The organism is Peribacillus sp. NJ4 (assembly GCF_030348345.1).
In the GTDB taxonomy this organism is placed as follows: domain Bacteria; phylum Bacillota; class Bacilli; order Bacillales; family DSM-1321; genus Peribacillus.
The window spans coordinates 384,275-410,584 of the sequence record NZ_JAUCFQ010000001.1 but is presented as its reverse complement, the minus strand read 5'-3'; the positions used below and the strand labels follow the sequence as shown (position 1 = coordinate 410,584).

28 protein-coding genes are annotated in these 26,310 nt (G+C 41.9%); 5 read left to right on the top strand and 23 right to left on the bottom strand.

Annotated elements, in window-relative coordinates; all coding sequences use genetic code 11:
• Window positions 1–192 precede the first annotated feature (192 nt).
• The 19 genes from hpf to QUF94_RS01940 form a co-directional block, all read right to left on the bottom strand.
• The gene (gene hpf / locus QUF94_RS02030; RefSeq protein ID WP_289314390.1) at window positions 193–750 is read right to left on the bottom strand and encodes a ribosome hibernation-promoting factor, HPF/YfiA family; all 558 of its coding nucleotides are present in this window, start codon (window positions 748–750) and stop codon (window positions 193–195) included.
• 252 nt (window positions 751–1,002) lie between these two features.
• Window positions 1,003–1,347: a flagellar protein FliT gene (gene fliT / locus QUF94_RS02025; RefSeq protein ID WP_289314389.1), complete on the bottom strand. Its 345-nt coding sequence runs from the start codon at window positions 1,345–1,347 to the stop codon at window positions 1,003–1,005.
• On the bottom strand, window positions 1,347–1,748 hold the full coding sequence (fliS, locus tag QUF94_RS02020) for a flagellar export chaperone FliS (protein WP_289314388.1): 402 nt from the start codon (window positions 1,746–1,748) through the stop codon (window positions 1,347–1,349). The genes fliT and fliS overlap by 1 nt, the downstream gene beginning before the upstream one ends.
• A 24-nt stretch (window positions 1,749–1,772) precedes the next feature.
• Window positions 1,773–3,278 (bottom strand): flagellar hook-associated protein 2, encoded by a 1,506-nt coding sequence (locus tag QUF94_RS02015; protein WP_289314387.1) that lies wholly within the window; start codon window positions 3,276–3,278, stop codon window positions 1,773–1,775.
• A 13-nt stretch (window positions 3,279–3,291) separates the two neighbouring features.
• Window positions 3,292–3,651, bottom strand: coding sequence for a flagellar protein FlaG (gene flaG / locus QUF94_RS02010; RefSeq protein WP_289314386.1), 360 nt, complete (start codon window positions 3,649–3,651; stop codon window positions 3,292–3,294).
• Window positions 3,652–3,884: 233 nt separating this feature from the next.
• Window positions 3,885–4,982 carry a flagellin N-terminal helical domain-containing protein gene (locus tag QUF94_RS02005; RefSeq protein WP_289314385.1) on the bottom strand — a complete coding sequence of 366 codons (1,098 nt, stop codon included), beginning with the start codon at window positions 4,980–4,982 and terminating at the stop codon, window positions 3,885–3,887.
• 136 nt (window positions 4,983–5,118) lie between these two features.
• Window positions 5,119–5,352: a carbon storage regulator CsrA gene (csrA, locus tag QUF94_RS02000; protein WP_289314384.1), complete on the bottom strand. Its 234-nt coding sequence runs from the start codon at window positions 5,350–5,352 to the stop codon at window positions 5,119–5,121.
• Window positions 5,352–5,795 carry a flagellar assembly protein FliW gene (gene fliW, locus QUF94_RS01995; RefSeq protein WP_289318264.1) on the bottom strand — a complete coding sequence of 148 codons (444 nt, stop codon included), beginning with the start codon at window positions 5,793–5,795 and terminating at the stop codon, window positions 5,352–5,354. Before fliW ends, csrA begins: the two co-directional genes overlap by 1 nt.
• A gap of 8 nt (window positions 5,796–5,803) precedes the next feature.
• Complete coding sequence (locus tag QUF94_RS01990) at window positions 5,804–6,382, bottom strand: DUF6470 family protein (protein ID WP_289314383.1); 579 nt, start codon at window positions 6,380–6,382, stop codon at window positions 5,804–5,806.
• Window positions 6,383–6,426: 44 nt separating this feature from the next.
• Entirely contained in the window at window positions 6,427–7,305 is an 879-nt protein-coding gene (flgL, locus tag QUF94_RS01985) for a flagellar hook-associated protein FlgL (protein WP_289314382.1), read from the bottom strand.
• A 12-nt stretch (window positions 7,306–7,317) separates the two neighbouring features.
• Window positions 7,318–8,877: a flagellar hook-associated protein FlgK gene (gene flgK / locus QUF94_RS01980; RefSeq protein ID WP_289314381.1), complete on the bottom strand. Its 1,560-nt coding sequence runs from the start codon at window positions 8,875–8,877 to the stop codon at window positions 7,318–7,320.
• Between the two features lie 30 nt (window positions 8,878–8,907).
• Window positions 8,908–9,396, bottom strand: coding sequence for a flagellar protein FlgN (locus tag QUF94_RS01975; RefSeq protein WP_289314380.1), 489 nt, complete (start codon window positions 9,394–9,396; stop codon window positions 8,908–8,910).
• Between the two features lie 77 nt (window positions 9,397–9,473).
• Window positions 9,474–9,737, bottom strand: coding sequence for a flagellar biosynthesis anti-sigma factor FlgM (flgM, locus tag QUF94_RS01970; protein ID WP_289314379.1), 264 nt, complete (start codon window positions 9,735–9,737; stop codon window positions 9,474–9,476).
• A 223-nt stretch (window positions 9,738–9,960) separates the two neighbouring features.
• On the bottom strand, window positions 9,961–10,380 hold the full coding sequence (locus QUF94_RS01965) for a TIGR03826 family flagellar region protein (RefSeq protein ID WP_289314378.1): 420 nt from the start codon (window positions 10,378–10,380) through the stop codon (window positions 9,961–9,963).
• Between the two features lie 98 nt (window positions 10,381–10,478).
• Window positions 10,479–11,171, bottom strand: coding sequence for a ComFC family protein (locus QUF94_RS01960; RefSeq protein WP_289314377.1), 693 nt, complete (start codon window positions 11,169–11,171; stop codon window positions 10,479–10,481).
• Window positions 11,164–12,495 (bottom strand): ATP-dependent helicase ComFA, encoded by a 1,332-nt coding sequence (locus QUF94_RS01955; protein ID WP_289314376.1) that lies wholly within the window; start codon window positions 12,493–12,495, stop codon window positions 11,164–11,166. The genes QUF94_RS01960 and QUF94_RS01955 overlap by 8 nt, the downstream gene beginning before the upstream one ends.
• A 187-nt stretch (window positions 12,496–12,682) precedes the next feature.
• Window positions 12,683–13,525 carry a DegV family protein gene (locus QUF94_RS01950; RefSeq protein WP_289314375.1) on the bottom strand — a complete coding sequence of 281 codons (843 nt, stop codon included), beginning with the start codon at window positions 13,523–13,525 and terminating at the stop codon, window positions 12,683–12,685.
• Window positions 13,526–13,723: 198 nt separating this feature from the next.
• Entirely contained in the window at window positions 13,724–14,407 is a 684-nt protein-coding gene (locus QUF94_RS01945) for a response regulator (protein WP_283916290.1), read from the bottom strand.
• 47 nt (window positions 14,408–14,454) lie between these two features.
• The gene (locus QUF94_RS01940; RefSeq protein WP_289314374.1) at window positions 14,455–15,597 is read right to left on the bottom strand and encodes a sensor histidine kinase; all 1,143 of its coding nucleotides are present in this window, start codon (window positions 15,595–15,597) and stop codon (window positions 14,455–14,457) included.
• Window positions 15,598–16,223: 626 nt separating this feature from the next.
• On the opposite strand from QUF94_RS01940, the gene QUF94_RS01935 reads away from it, so the two are divergent.
• Together QUF94_RS01935 and QUF94_RS01930 are read left to right on the top strand one after the other, a co-directional pair.
• Entirely contained in the window at window positions 16,224–16,859 is a 636-nt protein-coding gene (locus QUF94_RS01935; protein WP_289314373.1) for a YigZ family protein, read from the top strand.
• A gap of 174 nt (window positions 16,860–17,033) precedes the next feature.
• Window positions 17,034–18,056 carry an LCP family protein gene (locus QUF94_RS01930; protein WP_289314372.1) on the top strand — a complete coding sequence of 341 codons (1,023 nt, stop codon included), beginning with the start codon at window positions 17,034–17,036 and terminating at the stop codon, window positions 18,054–18,056.
• Window positions 18,057–18,201: 145 nt separating this feature from the next.
• On the opposite strand, the gene QUF94_RS01925 is transcribed toward QUF94_RS01930, so the two are convergent.
• The 3 genes from QUF94_RS01925 to QUF94_RS01915 form a co-directional block, all read right to left on the bottom strand.
• Window positions 18,202–19,263 carry a glycosyltransferase family 4 protein gene (locus QUF94_RS01925; protein WP_289314371.1) on the bottom strand — a complete coding sequence of 354 codons (1,062 nt, stop codon included), beginning with the start codon at window positions 19,261–19,263 and terminating at the stop codon, window positions 18,202–18,204.
• 76 nt (window positions 19,264–19,339) lie between these two features.
• Window positions 19,340–20,443 carry a glycosyltransferase family 4 protein gene (locus tag QUF94_RS01920; protein ID WP_289314370.1) on the bottom strand — a complete coding sequence of 368 codons (1,104 nt, stop codon included), beginning with the start codon at window positions 20,441–20,443 and terminating at the stop codon, window positions 19,340–19,342.
• A gap of 18 nt (window positions 20,444–20,461) precedes the next feature.
• Window positions 20,462–21,205 carry a WecB/TagA/CpsF family glycosyltransferase gene (locus QUF94_RS01915; RefSeq protein ID WP_289314369.1) on the bottom strand — a complete coding sequence of 248 codons (744 nt, stop codon included), beginning with the start codon at window positions 21,203–21,205 and terminating at the stop codon, window positions 20,462–20,464.
• A 112-nt stretch (window positions 21,206–21,317) separates the two neighbouring features.
• Here QUF94_RS01915 and QUF94_RS01910 point away from each other — a divergent pair, with 112 nt between their 5' ends.
• The 3 genes from QUF94_RS01910 to QUF94_RS01900 are packed head-to-tail and all read left to right on the top strand — an operon-like array spanning window position 21,318 to window position 25,470.
• The gene (locus QUF94_RS01910) at window positions 21,318–22,748 is read left to right on the top strand and encodes an O-antigen ligase family protein (RefSeq protein ID WP_289314368.1); all 1,431 of its coding nucleotides are present in this window, start codon (window positions 21,318–21,320) and stop codon (window positions 22,746–22,748) included.
• Window positions 22,749–22,752: 4 nt separating this feature from the next.
• A complete protein-coding gene (gene murJ, locus QUF94_RS01905) occupies window positions 22,753–24,279 on the top strand; it encodes a murein biosynthesis integral membrane protein MurJ (protein ID WP_289314367.1) in 1,527 nt (508 codons plus the stop codon).
• 24 nt (window positions 24,280–24,303) lie between these two features.
• Window positions 24,304–25,470, top strand: coding sequence for a glycosyltransferase family 4 protein (locus QUF94_RS01900; protein ID WP_289314366.1), 1,167 nt, complete (start codon window positions 24,304–24,306; stop codon window positions 25,468–25,470).
• Window positions 25,471–25,508: 38 nt separating this feature from the next.
• Here QUF94_RS01900 and tagH read toward each other — a convergent pair whose 3' ends face one another.
• Window positions 25,509–26,306 (bottom strand): teichoic acids export ABC transporter ATP-binding subunit TagH, encoded by a 798-nt coding sequence (tagH, locus tag QUF94_RS01895; RefSeq protein ID WP_289314365.1) that lies wholly within the window; start codon window positions 26,304–26,306, stop codon window positions 25,509–25,511.
• Window positions 26,307–26,310 lie beyond the last annotated feature (4 nt).

Sequence of the window (26,310 nt, the reverse complement as noted above, 5' to 3'; positions counted from 1 at the left end):
ACGAATTTTGTTCTTTAAAATGAAACTCAAATTACTTTGTATTTTTTAAAGAACAAAACTTTTATACTTTCCAATTCATATAAATATAAAAAAATGTTATCAACTGCCAACGAATATGTTGGTAATCTACCAAAATGCATTAAAAAAGCACAACCCAGAGGCTGGGCTGTGCTTTTGATCTTAGATTCATAATTAACTAGGTTCAATTAATCCGTAGCGTCCATCTTTACGACGGTACACCACGTTCGTTGTGTTGGTATCCGCATTCGTATAAACGAAGAAACTGTGACCAAGCATATTCATTTGTAAAATCGCTTCTTCACTGTCCATCGGCTTTAAATCAAAGCGCTTATTGCGGACCACTTCAATATCGTTATCGTCTTCGAATTCATCCACCACTTCGTCAACTTCCGTATTGAAGGCGAATGCCTCGGGAGTCGTTGATAGGTTGTTCCGGTATTTACGATTGACCTTCGTTTTATGTTTACGAATTTGGCGTTCAAGCTTATCATTGATCAAGTCAATGGCAGCATACATATCCGCATTTTCCTCTTCAGCGCGAAGAACCAAATTCTGCATAGGAATCGTCACTTCGACCTTTGATGTATTATTGTTCACTTTCAAATTCACTAACACATTTGCATCTGGTGTATTGTTAAAATATCGTTCTAACTTGCCAATTTTCTTTTCGACGTATTCTCGAATTGCTGGAGTTACCTCAATGTTTTCACCGCGTACGTTGTAATTCATAAAGTGAGTCCTCCTTAAATTAAGACTATACAGTTAGATTCTACAATACCCCTCCGGTTCCTTTTGGAATCACATCATGAAATATGTCGAAATTATGAAACAATTGTCGGAAGGTTTGGAAAGGGTTGATGTCTGCCCTAACTCCATTATAACAAATGTAATGCCATAAAGAAAAAATTAAGACCATATTATTTACAGAAAATTTAAAAATATTTAACATAAAAACCGTTTGGGATCCAAACGGTTGGGTAATCAATTTCTTTTATCGTAGAACATGCCATCTACTGATAGACTCTCATACGGGTTCGTGTATTTATTAGATGATTTTTTCTTCTTATTTATTCCCTGGATATCCCGCTGTATTTCCTGCTTTTGGAGCTTCAGCAAGTGATCGACCTTTTGGTTAAGCAACATGGTTGCACGGCCTAGCTGTTGCTCTTCACCAGTAAAAGGCGGTTTGATTTCTGAAAGAAGTTCATCTCGCTGATCAATCAGCTGTGTGACCCTTTCTATTTTATCATCGCGTTCTGCAATCGTCCGGTCTTCCAGAACACCAAGTAATTCAGCAGTCAAATCATGAAAGGTTTGAATCACCATTACACTTGACCGCTTTGCGTAAATTGTTTTTTCCGGTTCATCTGAATAACTTCCTTCCAAGTATTCCGGAATTCAGTAACAAGTCCCTCCACCTCTTCTAAGGCAGCAACATCATTTTTCAAATTCGCATCTATCAGACAGCGATTCACGAAATCATACAGACTCATCATTTCTTTGGATACTTCCACATCCATATTCAACGTCACCATCAATTCGCGGATAATGTTTTGCGCCTTGATGATGTTCGTATTCCTCGCTTCAATATTACCAGCTTCAATGGCTTTTTTCCCAAGCATGATGAACTTCAAACAGCCATTATACAGCATTAATGTAAGCTCGCCAGGAGATGCTGTATTGACTGAATTTTGTTGGTACGATTGATATGGATTATTTATCTCCATATTTAACTTCCTTTCCGACTTACCTTAACTAAAATAAGAAGCTAACGATGCACTTTGGCTGTTTGCCTTTTGAATCGCTTTTTCCATAGCCGTGAACTGGCTGTAGTAACGCGATTCCAATTTCGTTAACTTTGCTTCAAATGTTGAAATTCGGGTATCCAATCCGTTAACCAATTTCCCAATGGTAAACGAGTTATTAACATAGCCGGCCTTCCCTGCTTTTTCAGTTATCACCTTCATGGATGATTGTATATCATCCCTTAATCGGCGGGCGAGGCCTTTGTCGCTCTTTTCCGATCCATTGGCCATGAACATATCATAAATCGCATTGGGATCCTCACTAATGGCTGCCCGGAGCTTGTCCTCATCAATCGTTAATTTACCGCCCTCGAGGTAATTCTTTGTTGTGGTAATTCCCAAACTGCTAAGACTGTTTTTTCCTGTAATCCCATCGACCGAGGTGTACAGAGATGATCTCATCGTAGTTAGAAGACTTTTTAATGTCGAATCGCTTTTTAACGTTCCACTCTTCGCTTTTTCCTCCCACAGCTTCACTTCATCTTCCGTCATTGCCTTCATTTGCTCGGTTGTTAGTGGGGTAAAGGAGCGATATTTCGCTTCACCCGTTTTATCCTGAACCTTTTTAATGATTTCATTATATTTATTCACAAACTGAGTGATCGTGTCCAAGATGGCATCAACATCAGCTGTTGATGAGAATGTAACGGTATCCGTCGTTTTCTGCTTTACCGTTATTTCCGCTCCATTAATCTGAAACGTATTCGAAGGTCGGGAAATTGCCAGGCCATTATAAACAATGGATGCATTTTCCCCTTTTGAGCCGCCAGCCCCCTCATTGTTACTGCTCATTTTTAACATATTGAAAAAATCTCCGGTGCCCCCCAATTCAATTTCAGGGCGGTCTTTAACATCGCCGGTATTTTTAGCAGTGATGGAAAACTGCTGGGAATTTCCATCAAAAAATAAAGTCACTCCCGAGTTAGCATTGATTTTATTGATGACACTCTCTAACGTGTCGTCCGCATTAAGGGTAAGCGTATACGGTTTTTCCACTGTTACTCCATCTTTTACTTCCGTATCAAAACCGCCATTGATGGCCAGTATCGTAATATCTTGAGGTGTCGTGAAGCCCAATTCCGATAGTTTCTTTTTGGAGTCAGTAACAGCTGATTTCTCCGTACTGGTCATCGTTGCTGCTTTGGCAAGCCCGATCACCTTTATATTGCCAGTAAAATCACTGGCCGAGTTCACATTTTTCACGGATATTGCATCTGGATTCGATACCGACACCTTCTTTTTAATGAAGGATGACTGCTTCCCGATTCCATCACGAATGAGCGTATCCAATTCTGATAAAGATGTATTCATCGAGCGGTAATCATCCCGCTGCCACTCGGAAGACTGCTTTTTCTGTGTTAATTTATCCAATGGCACCCGTTCTGCCTGCATCATGCTCTTAACTAGCTCATCAATGTCCATTCCACTTGCTAAACCACTGATTCGTACCAAAATTGATCACCGCCTATATTTTTTCATCCACCATGATCCCGACAAACTCCGTCATTGCCGCGTAGAAATCCAACAACTTCTTAGGAGGGATTTCCCGAATCGTCTCATCCGTTATGTCATCCACAACCTTGACATAATACTCATTCAGCTTCTCATGATACTCAAAACGAACAGCCGTATGTGTTGGATTAAGAAAAGTGTTCAAACTATCAACAACTTCCTGCACCTTTTCTTTTGAAGGCTGATTGGATTCTACACTTTGTTCAGAATAGGCAACTGTATTGATTTCTCTTTGATAGTAGGAACTGATTCCCTCTGAAATGGCTATTCTAAGTTGTGAGGAAAGAATATTCGTGGACAAACTCTCCAACATCTAAATAGCCTCCAATATGATATCTTTACTTTTTATATCGGTAATTACAGTCTTTTATTTAGTCACTCATAGATTTGGTTTTCACCTAAAACTTTCATGAATGATATTTCACTAACATCCTCTCACTCTCTATTTAGAAGAGTTTTACTACTTTGGATTTAATATCTCTTTAAATACAAAAAAGACTCCAGAAAAAATATCTAGAGTCTTTTTCAATGAAAACCGAATAATAATTAACGTAATAATTGAAGAACGCCTTGAGGCTGTTGATTAGCTTGTGCAAGCATTGCTTGCGCTGCTTGAGAAAGAATAGAGTTTTTAGTTTGCTCCATCATCTCTTTAGCCATATCTACATCACGTACACGTGATTCTGCAGCAGTTAAGTTCTCGGAAGATGTGTTCAAGTTATTGATAGTATGCTCTAAACGGTTTTGATATGCACCAAGTTTTGAACGCTCTTTTGAAACTTCAGTTATAGCACTCTCGATATTAGTTACTGATGCTTTAGCTGTATCATGAGAAGAAACATCAACACGTCCAGCATTAGCTAAATTTAGTACACCATCTGTTTTCATATTTCTGATGTTTAAGCTTAGATTTTGGTCTTCATTAGCCCCAATTTGAAATGTAACTGCACCCGCATTTACTTCTACATCACCAATTGCTTCATCCTGTGTGTAACCAGCATTTGTTTTAATAGTAATTCCAAAATCAGAGAAATTTAAATCTTGAGCTCCATTAGCATTATCGATTGTTTGAGTTTTTCCACCAAATGTCATTGTAAGTGTATGCGCAGTTGTATCAGCTGTAATTGCATAAGTTCCAGAAGTAGCACCGTTTGTTGTTGCACTTGCTACACCAGTTACTGCTAATACAGTAGTTGTACCTGCATCTTGATCAACAGTACCACCTAGACCACCATTAAGTAACGTCTGTTTATTAAACTCTGTTGTATTACCAATACGGTCAATTTCACTTTTTAATGCATTCAATTCCTCTTGAATTGCTTCTCTATCTTGGTCAACGTTAGTATCATTCGCACCTTGAACGGCTAACTCACGCATACGCTGAAGAATGTCAGTTGTTTCATTCAATGCACCTTCAGCAGTTTGGATCATAGAAATCGCATCTTGTGAGTTACGGGAGGCTTGGTCCAATCCGCGAATTTGCCCACGCATTTTTTCAGAGATTGCAAGACCTGCTGCATCGTCGCCTGCACGGTTGATACGCATACCTGATGCAAGTTTCTCCATTGATTTGGATTGTGCATTGGTTGCACTTGATAATTGACGGTGCGTGTTTAGAGCTGAGATATTGTGATTGATGATCATTTATGTTTCCTCCTTGAGTTTTAAGTTCCCACGTCCATGTGGTTGTTTACGATGGGAAGTGAATAAGTCGGCCGCCTATTTCACTTCCCTTCGTTGTATTTTATATCGACCTGCTTGGAAACATATTTAGCGGATATTACGATTTTTTCTTGAAATACTCATTTATATTTTTCAGTAGATTGGTTTCAGTTTTGGAGGCTTCGCTATTTTCCTGCTGGATTGACAGATAGATTTCCTTCCTATGGATATCGACGTTTTTAGGGGCATTGATACCCAGTTTGATCTGTTCTCCCTCAACGGACAGAATCGTAATTTCGATATCATCGCCAATCATGATTGATTCATTTAGTTTTCTGGTCAATACGAGCATCATTCTCCCCCCTGTTCTTCTAAAGGTCCAATCAGTCTGTGCTTTGTACGGTATTCACTGCCGTTCATGATAAATTGCTTTCCCATTTTTTTAGAGCTATTTATGATGATGGGTGCCTGGAGATTCGCCGTCGTATCATTGAAAGGGTCCTGGATCGTTAATATAACGAAAGTCAGGACTTCCAGTTCCGTTTCTATTTGTAAAGAAGATAATACCTCATCCGTAAGCTTCACTTCGTAATCGCGGTACACTTCAAAAGGATTCGTGACAATGAAGGCAACCTCTTTTGTTTCTAAGGATTGCAGGACGAAAAAAGGCGTGTCATCCAAAGTTAGCAAGCAAAACTGCTTTTCTTCTAAAAACCCTGGTATCCCGCTTTCAAATCTATAAATCTTTTCTTCTGCAATTTCCATTTCGCCATGAAATTTTGGCTGTATGATCATCTTTGTTTTCACTTCCCTATCTCATCCGGAAATAAATTAATGAAATCTATATCCAGCGCATTTTTTTGTAGAATTTCCACATTCACACTGCCTGGTGTGTACGCATGGTTCGCCTTATGGATTTGAGCATCAATGATCGGTTTTTGAGCGGTTGCTTCAAGCTTCACTTGGGCCGGCTGGTAGTCAAGCTTCACGCTGAAATGAGAGGGAATCCATCCGAGATTGAATTGCTTCTCAGGTCCTTTGCTGTTTTGCCTGGCCTGATCAGCGAGCGCATTACCGCCTTTTTCATATTGCCTCAGCTCCGTCCCCTGCTGGGCACGTCTTGCCATACCTGCCAGCCAATCTTGATATCCCTGCTGCGCAAATTCCTCCACTCGCTTGGAGAGGCTTTTCAAATCCATATCTTCCCTGGCTTGTGACTGATCGATCGTCAGCTTGCCTGGGGTCGTTTGAATTTCCAGGATTGCTTGCGGCTGATCGATTGATTGGACCGCTGCCTTCTGTTCGATTTGCTGTACAGGCTGCTCTATTTTCAATCCAATCTTCATTGAGGTGGATTGCAATCTAATTTGTGGAATCTGCATCATCAACACTCCTTATAGAAAAAAGCTATCCATTTAAGAATAGCTTAGCGAAGAAAATCCAATAAACTCGGTTGCATGATTTTTGCTCCGATACTTAATGCAGCACTATGGACACTTTCCTGGGTCGTCAAATCCATGATCGCCTTTTCGATATCGACATCCTCATTTTTCGAAAGGATCTCAGTGGCAAAAACCTCCTGCTGCTTGAGACGGTCCGTCATCAGTTCAATCCGATTCTGCCTTGCGCCAACTTGTGCCTGCATACTTAAGAACGTATTTATCGTTGCGTCAAGCCCTTCGAGCGTGCCACTCACGTCGCCGCCGTTTTCCAGTGCATCGATTGTCTGGTCGATGCTTCCGCCAGCGGCGAGTGCATCACCAAAAATCTTGGAACCGTCCGTATTGATTTTAAGGGAAATCCCGGAAAACACTTCAAGGTTTATGTCCCCTGTGCCATATACCGTATTCCCATTCGCGTCTTTAATGGAAGACGGTCTCACATTCGTATCCTGGCCGTTGAAAATATACTTCCCGCCTATCTGTGTGTCGCCAAGAGTTATGAGATGTTCTTTTAATTGCTTAATTTCCTCTGAAACATTTTTCAGCTGTTCCCCTTCATACGTACCATTGCTACCTTGAACCGTTAATTCACGAATCCGCTGCATGGCGGAAACCGCTTCAGTAATGGCATCATCCGTGCTGTCGATCCAATTAGTCGCCTCGGCAATGTTACTTTGATACTGCCCAATTTGATTGAGATTTGTCCGGTACCCCATTCCCATCATGGCCGCAACAGGGTTATCCGATGGTTTGGAGAATTTCTTTTGAGAGGAAACCTGCTCTTGCAGCTTGGCCATCTTTTCGTAACTGCCGCTTAAATTGCTTAACATATTATTGGTTAGCATCGATTGCGTTACCCGCATGTCCGTTCACTCCTATCGGCCTACTGTACCCATTCCGTTTATGATTTTATCGAGCATTTCATCCATCATCGTCATCATTCGTGCAGAAGCGTTGTATGCCTGCTGGAATTTGATCATGTCCGTCATTTCTTCATCAAGGGATACGGAACTGACGGAATCCCTATTTTGATTAACGGATTCAGCAAGCACGACAGAGTTGGAAAGGTTCTTTTGGGCGCTTTGGGAATCCACGCCAAGCTTCCCGATGATACCGGAATAATAGGTGTCGAAGCTTCCTGTCAATTCCTTTGAATTTTGGTCTTTAGTCGAGTACTCACTAAACGCCTTCTTCTTGAGGTCAGCCAGGAGTTTTGCATTTTCATTATCCCCGGACGCCCCTCCACCTTTACCGCCTGCGGCAATTTTTGTCGGGTCCTTTACGATCTCACGATTCACCTTGATGCTTTGGGCGGCACTATTACCTGGTTCGAGTTCAAAGAAGTTCAATGTCGAAGTACTGCCATCTCCTAACGCATATCCTTGTTTATGGATGGCATTAAACTCATTCACAAAAGCTGTCGTCATATTATCGAGCTTTTTCAGCATATCAGGATAAGCTCCCCCGATCGTGCCATCAGCCTTTTTATAACCGAAGCTGTTGATCAAACCGGATAGTTCTCCAGTGAATTTGTAATCCGTCAATGTTTTCGAACCAAATTTCACTCCGTCCACCATACCTGTCGTCTTATCATGGCTAACTTCAACTTTCGAAATCCCCACCATCCCGGTTTGGTTAACACTTACCAGATTGATGGGCGGCTTATAAGAGGAACCGTCTTCTTGCATCAATTCGATGTTGTACAGCCCAGTTGCCACATCGCTGGCCCTGCCATAATCCGTCGGAATGACATTATTCACTTTAATGCTGACAAGTTGAGAGAGATTGTCTACGAGTACATCACGTTTATCATAAAGGTCATTGGGGATATAACCATGCGGCTCCACTTTACTGATCTGTTGATTAAGCTGATCAATACTGCTAATGAGCCTATTGATATCGTTCGCTTTGACGTTTATCTGATTACCGATATCCGTTTGAACGCTCGTTAGCGAGTTGTAGTAGTAGTTTAGGGTATCCGCGACCATGACGCCTGTTGAGGCAACTACTTCACGCGCCCCGGAGTTTTCCGTATTGGCCGTCAACCCTTGCAGCGAATTCCAGAACTTCTCCATCGTGGCAGCCAATCCGCTGTCGGTTGGTTCATTCATGACCCCTTCCATTTTGGTCAAGGACTCGCTTATGGCCCCGTAATAACCGATTTTATTACTTTGTGTCCTGTATTGTGCGTCCAGGAAACTGTCACGTATCCGCTGAACCGTTTCTGCCGCTACCCCTGTCCCGATCTGCCCAGCTACGCGCGGGCTGTTCAACCCGACAGTAGGAAAGCCAGACGTCTGGACCAGGTTGACCCGCTGCCTTGAATAACCTAATGTATTGGCATTGGCCACGTTATTTCCTGTTGTGTACAAGGCCCCTTGAGAGGTGGATAATCCGCGTTTAGCCGTCTCAAGACCCATAAAGGTTGAAATCATTTACTCGAACCTCCATCTTTTTTCTGTTTCTTATGCTTTGGTATCAAACATTCCCATGGCGCTTTTTACCGGTATTTTAACCGAATCCCCGTAATTCAGGTTCTGATTTTGCGGCCTCAGCATATCCAAAGAGACATTGATGAATTGAAGGGACTGATAGATCAATTGCTGATTTAAAAAGTTCCGCTCCTTCAGCTTAGCCACTTCTTCAATCAATTCCGCTTTAAGCCGTTCAAGGATTTCCGTTTCTGCCGGTCCTGTCATTTCCGTTATTGCATGGATGGAGGCCGCCTGTCCCACCGATCCATTTGCTGCAAGAAATTCCTCGACTGCCCCTTCCCTTTCCTTATCCGTTTGACTGATTGCTTTAATATGCTTTTGTTCCTGAATCAGCAGGGCATTAATTGCCTCGGTATCACTTGCTTTCAAAATGACCGTTTTTCTTATCGCTAATTGATTGAAGCTTTTATGGAGCTTGATCAATTTTTCAAGCGATTCGATGATGTTCCGTGCAGACATTTTGCCGCCTCCTCTACTCATAAATGAAGGACGGAAAATGGTTCCGTCCACTTCATTCAAGCATTTTCAATGAAAATTCATTTTCGGTAAAAATCGATGAGACCCTTAGCCGTTGCCTGTGCATTCAATTTATAATTTCCGTTTTCAACTTGGATTTTCAATTCGTCCACTTTTGCTTGTCTTGCAGCAGAAATCGGAGATGATTGCTGCATTTCTTTTGCCGCTGAAGAAATTTCAACTTTATCCGAGGATTTGACCTTGGATTCTTTGATATTCCCCGTTTTATTGGCTTGAAGATTATAAGGGTTAACACCTGTCATACCGACGTTATTGATTTTCATATTCCAGATCCTCTCCTTCGGTCGATTTTTTAGATTCCATAATAGTACGTTTCCTTAACAGACCATGAAAATGGCTCTGGACTGTGTTAATCTCCCTATCGTTATTATCGACAAGGAATGGATTTCCTTAATTGTTTCTTTTAATCTTTCTTTCGACAACCATTGTTGATTCTTGTTCTAAATATCGAATATTTTAACAAATCAAGCATCATGTTGCCATGATTTATCCTTTTTGATCTTCCTTCATGTAGTACGTATTTTTTTTATCATTTCCTTGAATTTCAGTTAGGCGCTTTTCCTCATTTTCAAATGTCTTCAAATCCGTACGCAGTGAATCGCTGCATTCTCCGCATAACCTTCCGCTCTTGATGTGAGTACCGCACTTTTCACAAGGAATTCCCAGATTGGGAAACTGAGAAATCCATAGCTTTCCTGTTTTCACGAATTTAATGATTAAGGTTTCTTCAACGCCAGTGTCCTTAACCACTTGCATCATGAACGCCGTTCTATTTATTTTCTTGCGAATATATGCATACACTTTATCATATTGGGCTTCTTCTTCTTTATAGCAGGCATCGCATACATCACGGAATTTCGTCATAACGAATAACGAATTACAGTTTGGACAGTTGAATATTTCCATTAGGGCCCCTCCTTCACCATCACAACGATTATTCTTCAGTACTTTATATATCGAATAATACCGGCGATACTTTAGGATGTTGATTAAAATGAGCTGTTTCACCTAGCAAGGGTGATGGATGATACTTCTTTGGCCCCAGCTGTTTTCAATGACTTGGCTGCTTGCCTGAGAGTTGTGCCTGTCGTGTAAATGTCATCGATGATCAAAATTGATTTATGCTCCAGCAAATCGGGGTGTATGACCCGAAATACCTGCGGTAATGACAGTCTATCTTGACGTGATTTTTTTGATTGTTTTTCCGAATGGATTCTCGTTAAGGTCTCAACGGTTTGAAGTCCAAGAAGGTCTGCCAATGCCTGTCCCTGATTGAATCCCCGTTCCCTAAGCCGTTCATCACTAAGAGGGATGGCGGTTACCAGGTCAAACTCCACGTCCTTTAACCTGTCTTTCATAAAAGGGACGAAAACCTCAGCTAATGCATAATCCCCTCGGTACTTATATTTGGCAATAATATCTTTTAGGTATTCATTATAATGAAATAGCGATATGTTCTTCGACAAATAGCCTCCCCATTCCCTATCCCTTTCCCATCTTGAACAATCCAGACAGAGGTCACCTGTGCTGTAATTACCGACCAGCTCCCTTGAGCACATTTTACATGTTTCTCCGGTTATCCTATTAAGTTTCCCCTCACACCTTTCGCAGATCGCCTTTGCCTCAGTCCTCACCAATAGGCTCCTCCAAGTCAATGCTTCCTTCATTCCTTCATCACAAACAAGACATCTACTCATCCAGCAGCCCCCTTTTCTTGGCATCTTCATTCATCATTTGTATATGGTGAACCGTCTCGACCATCGCCTTACTTTTCCCGTAATGGAAAAAGGTGATCGTCCCGGCTGGGTTAGCAAAGCTCCTCCCTACCCGGCCTGCAATCTGAACGAGGGCGCTTTCTGAAAACACTTCATGTTCAGCACCAATCACGGCTACTTCCAACCGTTCAATTGTCACGCCCCGTTCTAATATGGTCGTGGTCAATAATCCCGGAACGATTCCATTTCTTAATGCCAGTACTCTTTCCCTTCGATCAGGGTGCTGTGAGTGGACAATCGATAATTCAGGGGACAGCCTTTGAAATAGAGGAATGACTTGCTCCATCACTCGAATGCTTGGAAAAAACAAAAGGAAGGGGATATTCTGCCTAAGGCGGTCAGTTACCCATTCGTTGATTACGGGAGGAATCTTTTTTTGAAGAAATAGTTTTTGCCAGTTGCCGCTCCATTTCATTTCAGGGACAGGAATGGGCTGACGATGGTAACGGGCTGGGATTATAACGGCTTTCAATTTGCCGCTGCGATATAGCCGCTGCATCCGTTTTGTAGGTGTGGCGGTCAAGTAGATGGTTGCGGCAGAAAACTTTTTCGATTTATTAACCGCATAGTGGAGCGAATCATCAATTGAGTAGGGAAACGCATCGACTTCATCGACGATGATGACATCAAAGGCTTCAATAAAACGGAAAAGCTGATGTGTAGTGGAAACAGTTAGTGGCGAAAATCCATGTCGATCTGCACTGCCTCCATGGAGGGTCGAGACCTCAATGACAGGAAAGGCTTTTTTTAACCGTGGGGAGAGTTCGAGAACGACATCGGTCCGCGGTGTTGCCAAACAGATCCGTTTCCCGGAATGCAAGGCTGCCCCAATTGCTGCAAATAGGACCTCCGTCTTACCGGCGCCACATACTGCCCATACCAGGAATTCACTTTTTCCGTGTATGGCTTCAACGACACAGGCGGAGGCATTTTGCTGACCTGCAGATAAAGTGCCTTCCCAACTCATCACATTGTCCGGAACCTCAAACTGAACACCTGGACCGGTCCATTTATATAACTTTGCACATTCACTGACCCGTCCCATCATGATGCAGGAGCGGCAGTAAGTGCAATCCCGATTGCAAATCTTACATGGGAACGTATAAAACAAAGCTGGATCTTTGTTACCGCAGCGAACACAGTTAAACAGGCCACTTTCGGATTGCACGCCGCAAGTTTCCGATACATACCCATTCTTGAGATGCCCTGCGATTAGTTCTTGGGAGAAGGGGATTTCGAAGGCCAAAAGGTGCCTTCCCATGAGATGGTTCTGAAGTTCCGGGGAAAAAGGAGGGGGAATGATCATATTTTCCAAGCTGCAACCTTCTTTCTTAATAAAATACACTCCTCCATATCATTCGCTTTTTACTCTCAGATCCCTTTTTGCTCATATAAAAACGCCTTCCCCTTTTTCAAGGGAAAGGCGTACCAGCTTATATTTTATACCAGCCCATACCCATCGAGCCTTCGCCCAGATGCGTACCGATTACTGGACCGAAATAGCTGATGTCGAACTCGACATTAGGGAACCGAACTTCAAGTTCGGTTTTCCAACTTTCAGCTTCACTTTCTCGCTTTGCATGAATAATGACGGCTTTATACTTCTCGCCGCCTGCCGCGTCATCTCCAAGTAAATCGGCAATCCGTTTCATCGCTTTTTTTCTTGTACGGATTTTTTCAAAAGGAACAATGACTTTATCAACAAAATGGAGGACCGGCTTCACTTGAAGCAGACTGCCAATCAATGCTTGGGCACTGCTTAAGCGTCCACCGCGCTGGAGATGGGATAGATCGTCTGCCATGAAGTATGCCTTGACGGATGGTTTCATTTCTTCGAGCCTGGCGATGATCTCTCCTGCACCTTTACCATCGAGTGCCATCTTAGCCGCCTCAATCACGTAAAAGCCCTGGACCATGCAGCTGATTTCCGAATCAAAGGCATGTACCCTAATCCCCTCGACCATTTCACCTGCCGATACCGCTCCTTGATACGTACCACTGATTCCGCTCGATAAATGAATCGAAATAACATCATCATATTCTTTTTGCAGCTCCTCGAACTTCTCGACAAACTGTCCGATTGGAGGCTGTGAAGTGGTCGGCAATTTCTCCTGCCTCTTTACTTCCTCATAAAACTCATCCGCAGTAATGTCCACTTCTTCCCGGTAAGCTTCATTGGAAAAAATGACATTAAGCGGCATCATATGTATATGTAGACGTTCACGAATTTCCTTGGGTATATATGCAGTGCTATCTGTTACGACTGCGGTTTTCATAAATAGTACCATCCTTATAAAAATTTACTCTGTATCTTATTCACCATTCTATCTGAAAATGCCTTTATTTGCATTAAATAGCTTTATTCATTACCATAAATATGGAAAATCCCAATTTTAAATCGAGGCCGACAAAAAAGTCCGCCCCTTCAGTACGCATTGCGGAAACTGAAGAGCCGGACTTATCGAAAGCTTTAATTACTTCACTTCTACCCAGCCATTTTTAATAGCTAGGACGACCGCTTGTGTACGGTCATTCACATTCATCTTCTGAAGAATGTTACTCACATGGTTCTTGACTGTTTTTTCACTGATATATAGAGTTTCGCCGATGGCACGGTTGCTTTTTCCGTCCGCTAAAAGTTGAAGTACTTCACACTCACGTCGAGTCAATAGGTGAAGCGGTCTCCTGATTTCTATTGTGTGAATGGAATCACGATCAGCACCCTCTTCAGCTGCTAAGCGGCGATATTCTTTAACTAAATTATGGGTAACCTTCGGATGAAGGTACGAGCCGCCTTCAGCGACTACACGAACGGCATCAATCAACGCATCTGCGTCCATTTCTTTCAACAGGTAACCTTGTGCTCCTGTTTTCAATGCATGCTGCACGTAGTTTTCATCATCATGAATGGAAAGGATGATGACTTTTGTTTCAGGGTAACGGTTCACGAGCATTTTTGTCGCTTCGACCCCATTCATAGTCGGCATGTTGATATCCATGATGACAACATCAGGTTTATGTGTTTCAACGAGATCCATAGCTTCGCTTCCGTCATCGCCCTCGGCAACAACATCAAAGGATGATTCAAAATCTAATATGCGCTTTACGCCTTCACGGAAAAGCTGATGGTCATCGATAATGATGATACTAGTCTTCAACGGCTTCTTCCTCCTAGTTTCTATTTAAAATGTCTATTCTCTATATTTTATAAATGATAGGGAATCTGTATAAACACCAAAGTGCCTGCCCCTGGTTGTGAATCGATCGTCATTTCACCTTCAAGCAACTCGACTCTTTCCCTCATGCCTACCAATCCAAATGAACCTTCTTTTTGGATCGAAGAGTCAAACCCTTTTCCATCATCTTTGACGACGACGGTCACCATCTCTTTGGAAATGGACAGTTTAACTTGAACCTGTTTTGGCTCCGCATGCTTCAATGAATTTTGTACAGCCTCTTGAACTAGCCTGAATAAAGCGACCTCCATATCAGAAGGAAGCCTTTTGACCTGTCCAAGGTTGACGAAATTCAAATGCACGCCCTTATTATAGTCTTCGGTCGTTTGCAAATACTTTCTGAGGGTAGGAACTAGGCCTAAATCATCAAGTGCCATAGGGCGAAGATCATAGATGATTCTGCGCACTTCATATAAAGCATTCCTTACCATGACCTTTAAACTACGAATCTCCACTAGCGCTTCATCAGGACCTCTCTCACGTTGTACTCGTTCTATCAAATCTGAACGCATCATGACGTTTGCCAGCATTTGCGCCGGACCATCATGAATTTCCCGCGAGAGCTTTTTACGTTCCTGCTCCTGGGCTTCGATAATTTTCAAACCGAAGTCCTGTTTGCGTTTCGCTTCTTGAAGGGCTTCCCCCACAAATTTAAGATCCTGCGTCAAATAATTCTGTACCACCGATATTTGTGAGACGAGATGCACCGCTTTATCGATCGTCTGCTGTAAACCCCTTAACCTTAACTCAAGTTCATCCCGGCGATTACGGAGCTCTTTCTCCAATTGCCGGTTTATTTGTAAATCGACTTGCAGCTTATGTGCCCTTTCATAAGCATCGCGCACCTGTTCTTCAGAAAAATGGTTGAAGTGCATACTGACTTCGGAAAGCCTTTTTCGAGCAAACCTGGCTTTTGAATCCAGTGCATCGCTATCGGTTATCACAATGGCAACCCTAATTTTCACATCATCAAGCTCTTTTGTCAGTGACTCAAAATCCTTTCGGCATTGTTCGCCGATATCAAAGACCTCACCCTTACTTTCACTGACAGTGCTCACCATTGTTTCTAAGATCTTGTCCAATGCTTTAGCATCAACCTTTTTTATGGACATTAAGATCCCTCCACTTAAATCAAAAGACTTAAACAATTTATTGTCTTAAAGACTATGTATATGGAAAAAAGTTCTTTTCCTTTTTCATGAATGGTTAAATTTCAGGAAACTTTTGTGAAGTAACCTTCATGAACATATTGTACCAAAAAAAGAATAAAAATACGTTAATTTCCTTTTCGGATTTCCACAAAATGTACATATTTACTATACATCTCATTTTCCCGGCTATGGATAGCGTAATAGTCTACCTATTAAAGGCAGAAAGCCATTTCCATTATCCTAATACAAATTATCCTTTTCAAACAAACGGGATATTCCGCTCCATTGATTATCATACGAAACAGATGCATTTATTAAATGGCAAAATCCTTGAAATGAGAGGACACGTTATGGACAAGCCAGGATTATGGTACAGGACGCATGTTTTTCCTAGAATGTTATTCTTTTAAGCATATGTGACCAGCTAATAACAATAACAGGCAATAGAATTAATTATAACACGTACAAATTTTTCTTATATTAAAGTTTCTTTACACATGCCGGTATGAAAATGGATCGTCATTGCCACTTTTTCCGCAAAGCCTTATAATAAATCAACTAATAGGAAGTACGAAGGTGGAATAGTAATGCTCACTCAATATTTAACGGTGGCAGGTCGCGGCGAACACGAAATCATCATTGAAAAATCCCGTTTTATTTCCCACATCGCCCGAGTCGAAACCGAAGAAGCCGCACAGGCCTTTATCCAGGAGATCAAGAAAAAGCATAAAGATGCTACACATAATTGTTCTGCCTATATGATCGGGGAACAAAATCAAATCCAAAAAGCCCTCGACGATGGAGAACCGAGTGGTACAGCAGGCGTCCCTATCCTTGAAGTTCTTAAGAAAAAAGAACTGAAAGACACGGCGGTTGTGGTCACACGGTATTTTGGCGGCATCAAACTTGGTGCTGGCGGCCTCATTCGCGCATACAGCAAAGCGACTTCAGAAGGAATAAATACCACCGGTGTAGTCATTAGAAAATTAATGCGGGTCATTTCGACAACCGTCGACTATACCTGGCTTGGAAAATTGGAAAACGAATTGCGATCTTCCATTTATCAAATAAAGGAAATTCAGTACCTCGATCAGGTCAATATCCTTGTATATGTCGAGGAAACACAAAAAGAGGCATATACCGCCTGGATTACAGAGCTGACAAATGGTCAAGGCCAAATCACTGAGGACGAAATGCTATATTTGGAACAGGAATTCACCTGATTTCCTCCTGCATATTTTTCCTTTTTTATGCTGTAATATAATTGAAAAGAAATATTTATTTTACGAAATTATTAAATCATTGTAAAATTAGGATTAATTGACGAAATATAAACTGCAGGATTCGAAAAATAGCGATTTATGTCTGATGTTCGCTATTTAAAAGGAGAAGAAAAGATGTCTACTACTAGGCGTGTCTATAAAATAAAAAAAACAAAGAAAAAAAGGCGAAAGAGACTTTGGTTATTGCTTGTTCCGCTGCTGGTACTTGGTCTGGGGGCTTCTACGTATGCTGCAACCCTGTATATGAAAGCCCAGAATGTATTCAATGATTCCTATGACCCTGTGGAAGCATCTGGAAAGCGGAGTGCAGCGATCGACCCGCTCGAAGATAATTTCTCCATTCTTTTCATAGGGATCGATGATAGTAAGGAACGTGACTTTAAAGGAAACTCACGCTCGGATGCTTTAATCTTGGCTACATTCAATAAAGATCAAAAATCTATAAAACTATTAAGCATTCCCCGTGATTCATATGTGTACGTGCCAGCCAAAGGCGTAACCACGAAAATCAACGCTGCCCATGCTGCCGGTGGACCAAAAGCAACGATGGACACCGTTGAGGAGTTATTCGATATCCCTGTCGATTATTATGTCCGCATGAACTTTAATGCTTTCATCGATGTCGTGGATTCATTGGACGGAATCGAAGTCGACGTACCATATGAATTGAATGAAATGGATTCAAAGGACAAGAGGAATGCCATCCATCTTGAAGAAGGATTACAGACAGTTAATGGTGAAGAAGCATTAGCGTTTGCACGGACACGTAAAAAGGACAGTGATATCCAACGTGGTGAGCGTCAGCAAGAAGTCCTAAAAGCCATCATTGCCAAAGCAACCTCTGCTGGATCACTAACTAAATATACAGACGTAATGGAAGCTGTCGGTGACAATATGACAACGAACCTTCAATTCTCACAAATGAGAGGTTTCATAAAATATGTAACTACCGATAAAGGCCTCAATCTTGAAACCATCAAACTTGAAGGTCAGGATTCTACCATTAGCGGAACCTATTATTATCAGCTGAACGAAACATCAGTAGCCAACACTAAGCTTATGCTTCAATCCCACTTGAACCTGGGACCGAATGAAGGCAATCAAACTGAAGCCGTTCAATCACAAATACAAGAATAAAGTGAACCCCCACTCGTTATAAAGTGGGGGTTTTCACTTTTTCTTGCTTCCCTTTCGATTCTACTCCGAAAAAAAGCCTCCAACCGTTTTAAAGTAACGGATGGAGGCTTTTCTTTTCTAATCTAGTAATCTATTTGCAAAGCGGTCATGGCTTATTTTTAAAGTTGAGCATCTTCAGCAACGGCTGATAGTTTGAATTGACCAAACCAATTTTCTCCACAAAAATCTCTATGATCAACAGGAGTCCAGTTACAAGGATCAAAGCTCCCCACATCGTTGCAAATGAAAAGATTATTGCCGCTAAACCGAAGCAGGCAGCTAAAGCGTAAATGAGCAAGACAGTCTGCTTATGAGTGAATCCCAAGTTTATCAAGCAGTGATGTAAATGGGATTTATCAGCAGCCGAGATTGGCTGTTTATTGACGACCCTGCGGATAATCGCGAAAAATGTATCCGAAATGGGCACACCCAAGATGATGATCGGTACGATCAAGGAAATCATCGTAACGTTTTTAAATCCTAGCAGGGACAGGACGGCAATGATGTAACCTAAGAATAAGGCACCTGTATCTCCCATGAAAATCTTTGCCGGATGAAAGTTATATTTCAAAAAGCCCAGAGTGCTTCCAATCACGATCAATGCGACCATAGCAACAAATAAATCCCGTTGAATAAGGGCCATTGTTGCAATTGTCACTAATGCGATCGTCGAGACACCACCTGCGAGACCATCCAGTCCATCTATTAGGTTAATTGCATTAATGATGCCGACAATCCACAAAATGGTGATCGGTATACTTAAAACGCCAAATTCAAGTGTATCGGTAAAGAACGGCAAATTGATGAATTCCACTTCAAGACCGCCCCATAATACGATAATGAGGGCAGCCAAAACCTGGCCCAGGAATTTGGGTGCAGCTCTTAATTCATATATATCATCAGCCATCCCGATTAGAATGATGACAAGTGCTCCCACCAGGAGTGGCAATTGTCCCCACAAATCATTTGTAAAAAGTAATGTAAAAAGTAAGAAGGTAATGAAAAAACTCAAAAATATAGCTAAACCGCCCATGCGCGGCATAATTTTACTATGCACTTTTCGCTCATTCGGTTTATCGGTAGCTCCTAATTTAAAGGCCAGTTTTCCGACAAAAGGAGTCAAAAAAATGGATAATAAAAAGGCTACCAACAAGGCCCCTATTAACATCAAGAACCACCTCATTTCAACTAAAAATCTAATACCCGTAACGATCTATAAGAAAACCTATATATAAATGCTTATTTTAATTTTTCATCCTCAAATAAACATTATATACGTTTTTGGCTAAAATCTCTATAGAAAAGTTGTTTTTTGCAAATTTTTGTAAATCCAACCCTATCTTTGTCAGGTTTCCGGATTTTTTTGATTCTAAAGCGTTGCAGATGGCCAATTTCAGCTGATCGACATTGCCGATATCCGTAATCCAACCCTTGCTCCCATCAGGAATCAATTGCTTTACACCGCCAACATCACTAGTGATTGCCGGCAGACCGGATCTTGCTCCTTCAAGTAAAACCAATGGAAAGCTTTCGCTTAAGGAAGTCAATAATGTGACGTCCCCCAATGGGTAGATTCTCTCCAAATCTTCACGATACCCTAAAAAGTGCACGTGATCGGATAATCCCTTTTCCGAGACCATATTTTCCAGAACAGTTCTCCTGCTCCCATCCCCAGCAAGCAACAGCTTTACGTGGGGGAATTCTGATACCACTTCACTTAATGCCGCTAAGGCAAATTCATGACCTTTCACCAGTTCAAGCCTTGCAGGCATGATGATGATGAAATCATCTGCCCCAAACCCGAAAGCATCCCTTTGAAAGGGGAAAGGCAATTCCTTTTCAAAGTCAATTCCATTTAGGATCTTTGTAATTTTGGACGAATGGATTCCCTGGTCAATCAAGTCCTGCTTAAAGCGATCGGAAACCGCCAGTATATGATCGGCATATTGAAATGACCTTACATGAAGGCCCGTAAACAATTTTCCTTTTACACCCTGGCCTAAAAAATCATGATGAGGTGAACTGTGAACAGTAAGAAGCCAAGGACGTTTGATGAGGCGCTTTAATAAAGCACCATATATATTCGCCCGCGGACCATGGGTATGGATGATGTCTATATTATTTAGACGGATAAAGTCCCGTAAAGGTTTCAAAATTGAAAGGTCATATTTCGAATGTTGCTTGAAAAGTTCAGTTTGTATCCCAGAGGACCTGGCCCTCCGGTAAAATTCACCATCTTCAAATAAACCAAGCAAGCACTCCTCTTTATTCAATTGGTTCAGTAAGGACATAATATGAAACATACCGCCGCCAGTTTCATTACCAGCGTTTAAATGCAAGATTCTCATCCAGTCCACTCCTTAAGTTCAGGAACGCTGTACCGTTTTCCTTAACCGTCTAACCTTGAATACGAATCTTGGCAGCGCAAGCATCCGTTTCCACCGTGAAGGTTGCTGGATCAATCGGTACAACCATTCAAGACGCATCTTCTGCCAGAAAACCGGAGCGCGGTTCACCTTTCCCGCAAGAACATCAAAGCTCCCCCCAACTCCCATGAACAACCCTTTATTAAATAGCGAATAGTGTCTGGAAACCCATTTTTCCTGCCTAGGAAACCCTAATGCAGTCAAAATGATGTCAGGTTCAAGTTCCGCTATCGACTTAGCAAGGCCATCGTCCTTAATATCAATGTAACCATGGTTGTATCCCACCAACTCGAGACCCGGGTATAGCTCTTTTGCTTTACGGGCAGCTGCTTCAATAATATGCTCTTCCGCTCCAAGCAGGTATACCTTAAGCGCTTTTTCATCAGCGACCCTAAATAATTCATTCATCAAGTCGAATCCTGTAATCCGTTCTTGCAAAGGTTGATTTAGCCATTTAGAGGCCATAATAATACCAATGCCATCCGGAGTGATGTAATCAGCCGATTTAATGATGTTCTTATAATCCTGATGTTCATTTGCATACTCCACTATTTCTGGGTTTGCCGTAACGACAAACGTTTTTTCCTGATTCATTAATCTTGGATAGATCATTCCATTCACGAATTCATCCATATTGCTATCAATGAATGGTATGGATAGTATCTCAACAAACTTTTCTGTCATTTAACTTCAGCCTTTCATATGTACTATACATCTAAAGGGTGGGGTATTATTCAAGAAATTTTTTCATACACATAATAGAACGTGATTTTTCGATTCAAAGGTGGTTAATCAATTGAAGTTTTTAGACAAACAATCATTACCCATTCTAGTCATGTGCCTGCTTGTCCCATTAGCAGTGCCTCACCCTATCGCCGGTTACATGGCAACGGCGTTGATGCTCTTTTTTATCGGTATAAATAAAAAAAACCTGTTATTAATTCTATTCATTTACTTCCCTGCCCGTCCCTTATTGATGGAACTGAATAGCGGCTTAACCTATACAGGTGACCTGATCATCCTCACCTTATTCGTTTCTTTGCTTATTGAAAGATTCAAGAAGAACGAATGGCATTTTTCGAACTATCATTTTACCTTGCCATTTTGGTTGTTTTGTTTAGTTGGTGCCGTAGCTGCACTCATTAACGGAGTGGGAATCCTCCCTATCGTATTTGAACTCCGGGCTTTGCTTGTTACATTCTTGCTTCTTTACATTATCGGTGAATTAAATCTAGAAAGAAAGGATATCTTTCGCTTTTTGAAGGTAATCCTAATATTTACTATCCTTCTTTGCCTGCATGGTATATTGGAGAAAATCTTTTCGCGTACGATCCTGCTTCCCCACGCATGGGAAATGTGGAATCTTTCTCCAACGAACCGGATGAGGATTTATGGTGCACCTGCCAACCCTAATGTATTTGCCTTATTCTTAAGCATCCAGTTATTCCTTAGTTTCTTTCTTTACCAGTCGCTGAAAAAATATAAATCCATCGTCTTTCTAGCGTCCATCTTACTTTCTGGTACGTTACTGCTTACCTATTCACGGGGCACGATGATTGCATTCGGATTCGCGGCACTTGTCTTCATCATTTGGACTAGAAATAAACCATTTCTCAAATATGCTGCAGGAGCATTAGTTCTCGGCCTGCTTCTGATTTATTACCCAGTTTTATTCGCTTCAAGTAAAGTGGAGGTATCCGCATCTGTTCCCATGGAAAATATGGTAATTGGCAGCACACCCACTTCCGAACATGAACATGCCCTCTCCAATCGATTTTCTGAAATGTTCTCTGATAAGACTTTACACCAGAGTACGGAATGGGGCCGGTTATATGTCCTGATCAAGGGAATTGAAATTTTCAAAGATCATCCCATAATCGGTACAGGGATGGCAACCTTCGGAGATTCTGCCACGCTTACCTTTTCTTCACCAATCTATCAGGAATACCAAATTGGTGAAAGGATGTATTCCGATAATCAATATATCCAGATTCTCGTACAAACTGGGGTGCTTGGTTTTCTCGCGGTTCTAGCATTCATCCTTTTTACCTACCGTAAAATCATTAAATCGGGAAATGGCACTTTGACAGTGTTCACCATCAGCCTGATGTTGGCAGCATTATTAGCAGGACTTTTTTACAATATTCTCGAAGATAAAACCTTTACACTATTTTTTTATAGTTGTTTGGGCTTCTGTATACAAAAGGACATCATTTTAAAGGATTGAAAATATGCCTACTCTTTCAAATGTAATTAAATCGGTCGGGCTCGTCACCATTATTGCAGCCGTTGGAAAAGTCCTCGGATTCGGGCGGGAATCGATCATAGCCGCCTATTTCGGGGCATCCTCAATGGCGGATGTCTTTTTCGTGGCAAGCCTCATACCAACCATCCTATTTACGGCTCTCGGCAGCGGTCTTCAGGCCGGCGTCATCCCCATATACTTGGAAAAGAAGGCGAATAACCCTTTGAAAGCTGATGAATTCATCAGTGTGTTAGGTTCCTTTTTCATGCTGGTAGCCGGCGTCATGACCATCGCCTGCATGATTTTCATAAAACCGCTCGTCATATTGGTAGCCCCCGGTTTCTCTGATTCAGAGCTTGCACTAACGGAGTCCCTGACCCGGATCATGCTGCCAAGTTTACTATTTTTCACGCTTTCATACATGGCGACGGGTATCCTGAATGCGAATAAGCGTTTTATTCTGCCAGCACTAACTTCAACTGCACAAAACACGGTCATTATAGCAGCCACCGTATTACTCGCTGCTCCCTTTGGGGTTGAAGGGTTAGCTTGGGGGTTTGTGTTCGGTGCAGCCAGTCAGTTCCTTATTCAATACCCATCATTAAAGAGATACGGAATCCGGCCAATCGTCACGTTACTGCCTCATAAACGGCAGATCGCCCAAACACTGTACACCTTTTACCCAATCATCATCGCCGCTTTGGCGATCCAATTGAATAGTGTCGTCGATCGGATTATTGCCACCTCGCTCGAAACCGGAAGCGTATCAGCGCTGAACTATGCGAATCGGCTGCTGTGGCTGCCATTGAGCATTGTCCTCACGCCGCTGATCACAGTATTGTATCCTTCAATCGTCGAGCGGGCACTTATAGGCTATCAAGCTTTCCTTAATTTGACCTTAAAGGGGTTGAAGTCGCTTTTATTTCTAGCCATTCCTTTCATGATCATCATGTTAATCAGCGGAAACAGCTTAATCACTCTGGCTTTCCAACGCGGGGCTTTCGATGCTTCAGCTACCGAAACGACTTATGCGGCATTTATCTTTTATTCAGCTTGCCTCCCGTTCTTTGCACTAAGGGATTATTTGATGAACGCCTTCTACGCCTTAAAAAAAACAAAAGTGGCCATGTATTCCTGCCTGATTGCCGTATTGCTTAATGTCCTGCTCAGTTGGATCCTATCACGTCATCTTGGCGTCGGTGGAATTGCCTTAGCCTCGGGCATTTCCATGCTCCTGCAATCTCTTTACCTATTCGGCTTCCTATGGCTAAAGTCAAAAAAGGCGGACAAAGCCGCTTTCACGGATGTTTTTCAGGAAGGCAGCAAGCTGATCATCATCGGAAGCATCATTTACGGACTTGCTCTCTGGATCCATCCGCTTACCCTAACGTTACCCATCATTCCGGAATTAGTGATCATCTCGCTGCTGGTATTCGGATTATATTTCGCACTATCCTTACTTTTTAAAGTAAGCAGCCTACAGGCAATGAAAAGGATTAGATCACCACAGTAATACATTAGAAGAAGGAGTGCCTTTATGAACATTTTAATCACAACGATTTTCAACTACCCTCATGAAGGAGGGCTATCGAGCCATATCACTACGTTAAAAAAGGGTTTAATGTCGCGGGGCCATGATGTGGACATATTATCTTTCTCTCAATTGCCACCTTTCAAGAGGAAGATGCTCGCCCAGGCTCCAGGATTTTTATTAAATAAAGTAAAACAGGGGAGCGGCCAGCTTTTCAATGACAGACAGCGCCAAAAATTATTGGCTTCATCTATTAAAGCCTTGAAAAAGAACTATGATGTCATTAATGCTCAAGACATTTTCGCAACGCTTGCCTCCATTGAATCCGGGATACCAACGGTGCAAACTGTCCATGGATATTATTCATTCGAGGCAGTCAGCAGGGGTGCTCTCCTTCCGGATAGCGAAGAAGATTTAATCATTCGGGAGCTTGAAAGAAAAGCATACCGGTCTGCTGCAAAAGTTGTGACGGTCGATCAAAGGATCAAAGACTATATAAATCACTTGGCACATATAGAGGCGGACACGATTAAGAACTTCATTGACGTGTCTGCTTTCAAACCGGAAATGGCAAAGCGGGAGCAAACTCGCCAGGATTTTCAAATCCCCCTACATAAAAAGATGCTTTTCGTTCCTAGAAGAATGACTGAAAAGAACGGTGTCATCTTCCCGCTTCTTGCTTTGCCGGAGGTACTGAAAAATCATCATGAAACGATATTGGTCTATGCAGGTACAGGAGAACAGCGAACCCGGCTTGAGGAAACGGCAGCAAGGCTCAAAATATCCGATTCCGTACTTTTCTTGGGTTCAGTGCCTTTCGAGAAAATGCATAACCTCTATGAAGCATCGGATATCGTACTCATCCCAAGCGTTCATTCCCACGGTGTGGAAGAAGCTACATCCATATCTGCATTAGAAGCGATGAGTTGCCGCTCACCCGTCATTGCAAGTGCAATCGGAGGTTTAAAGGAGATTCTCATTGATGGTGAAGATGGTCTGTTAGTTGAGGAAAAAAATACAGAAGCACTTGCACAAGCCATCTCCATTCTGCTTAATGACCCTACATATGCAGCAATGTTAGCTTCGAAAGCAAGATATAAAATGGAAAGCGAATACTCCCATCTTACAGCTGCCGAGCGGTTTGAGAAAACGTACGGTGAAGTGCTTAACTAAAAAAAGCAGACCCGAAGCTTCGGGTCTGCTTTTCACTTTCATACCAGTGCAGAACTACGCCTTTTCATTTGTTCTTCACGATACTTTTTCTGTTCCTTTTTAGACATGGCGTTATATTCCTTTAAGAATGCTTCATATTGCGGCATTACTTCTTTCATGGCACCGTATGCTTTTAACTCTCCATATTCAAGCCATAAAGCCTTTTGGCAAAATTTCTTCATCTGACCGATTGAATGGCTGACAAAGAACATCGTTTTGCCTTTTTCCTTAAATTCGTTCATTTTCTCCAAACACTTTTCAGCAAAGTTTTTATCCCCGACTGATAAGGCTTCATCAATAATCAGGATATCTGGATCAATATGCACGGAAATGGAAAAACCAAGCCTGGACTTCATACCGCTTGAGTAGGATTTCACGGGTTGGTCAATGAACTTGCCCAACTCTGAAAACTCAATGATCTCAGGCTCAAGTTCCTTGATTTTATTTTTATCGAATCCAAGCATCAACATTTTCAGCTCGATGTTTTCTCTGCCCGTCAATTGATTATTCAGGCCAGATGACACGGCAATCAAAGCCGTTTTCCCGTTAGTTTGGATATTTCCGTCCGTTGGCGGGATAATGCCTGCAATAATATTGGACAATGTGGATTTCCCGGATCCGTTGACCCCGACAAATCCTATTACATCGCCCTTTTCCGCCTCAAAACTTACATTCCTCAGAGCAAAATACTCTTCCCCATAGCTTTTAGGCAAAAGGAGATCCAATAATTTTTCCGAGTTTTTATTATATAATTTATATTTTTTCGTTATATCTTTGACTATTACCGATTTTTCCAACTTT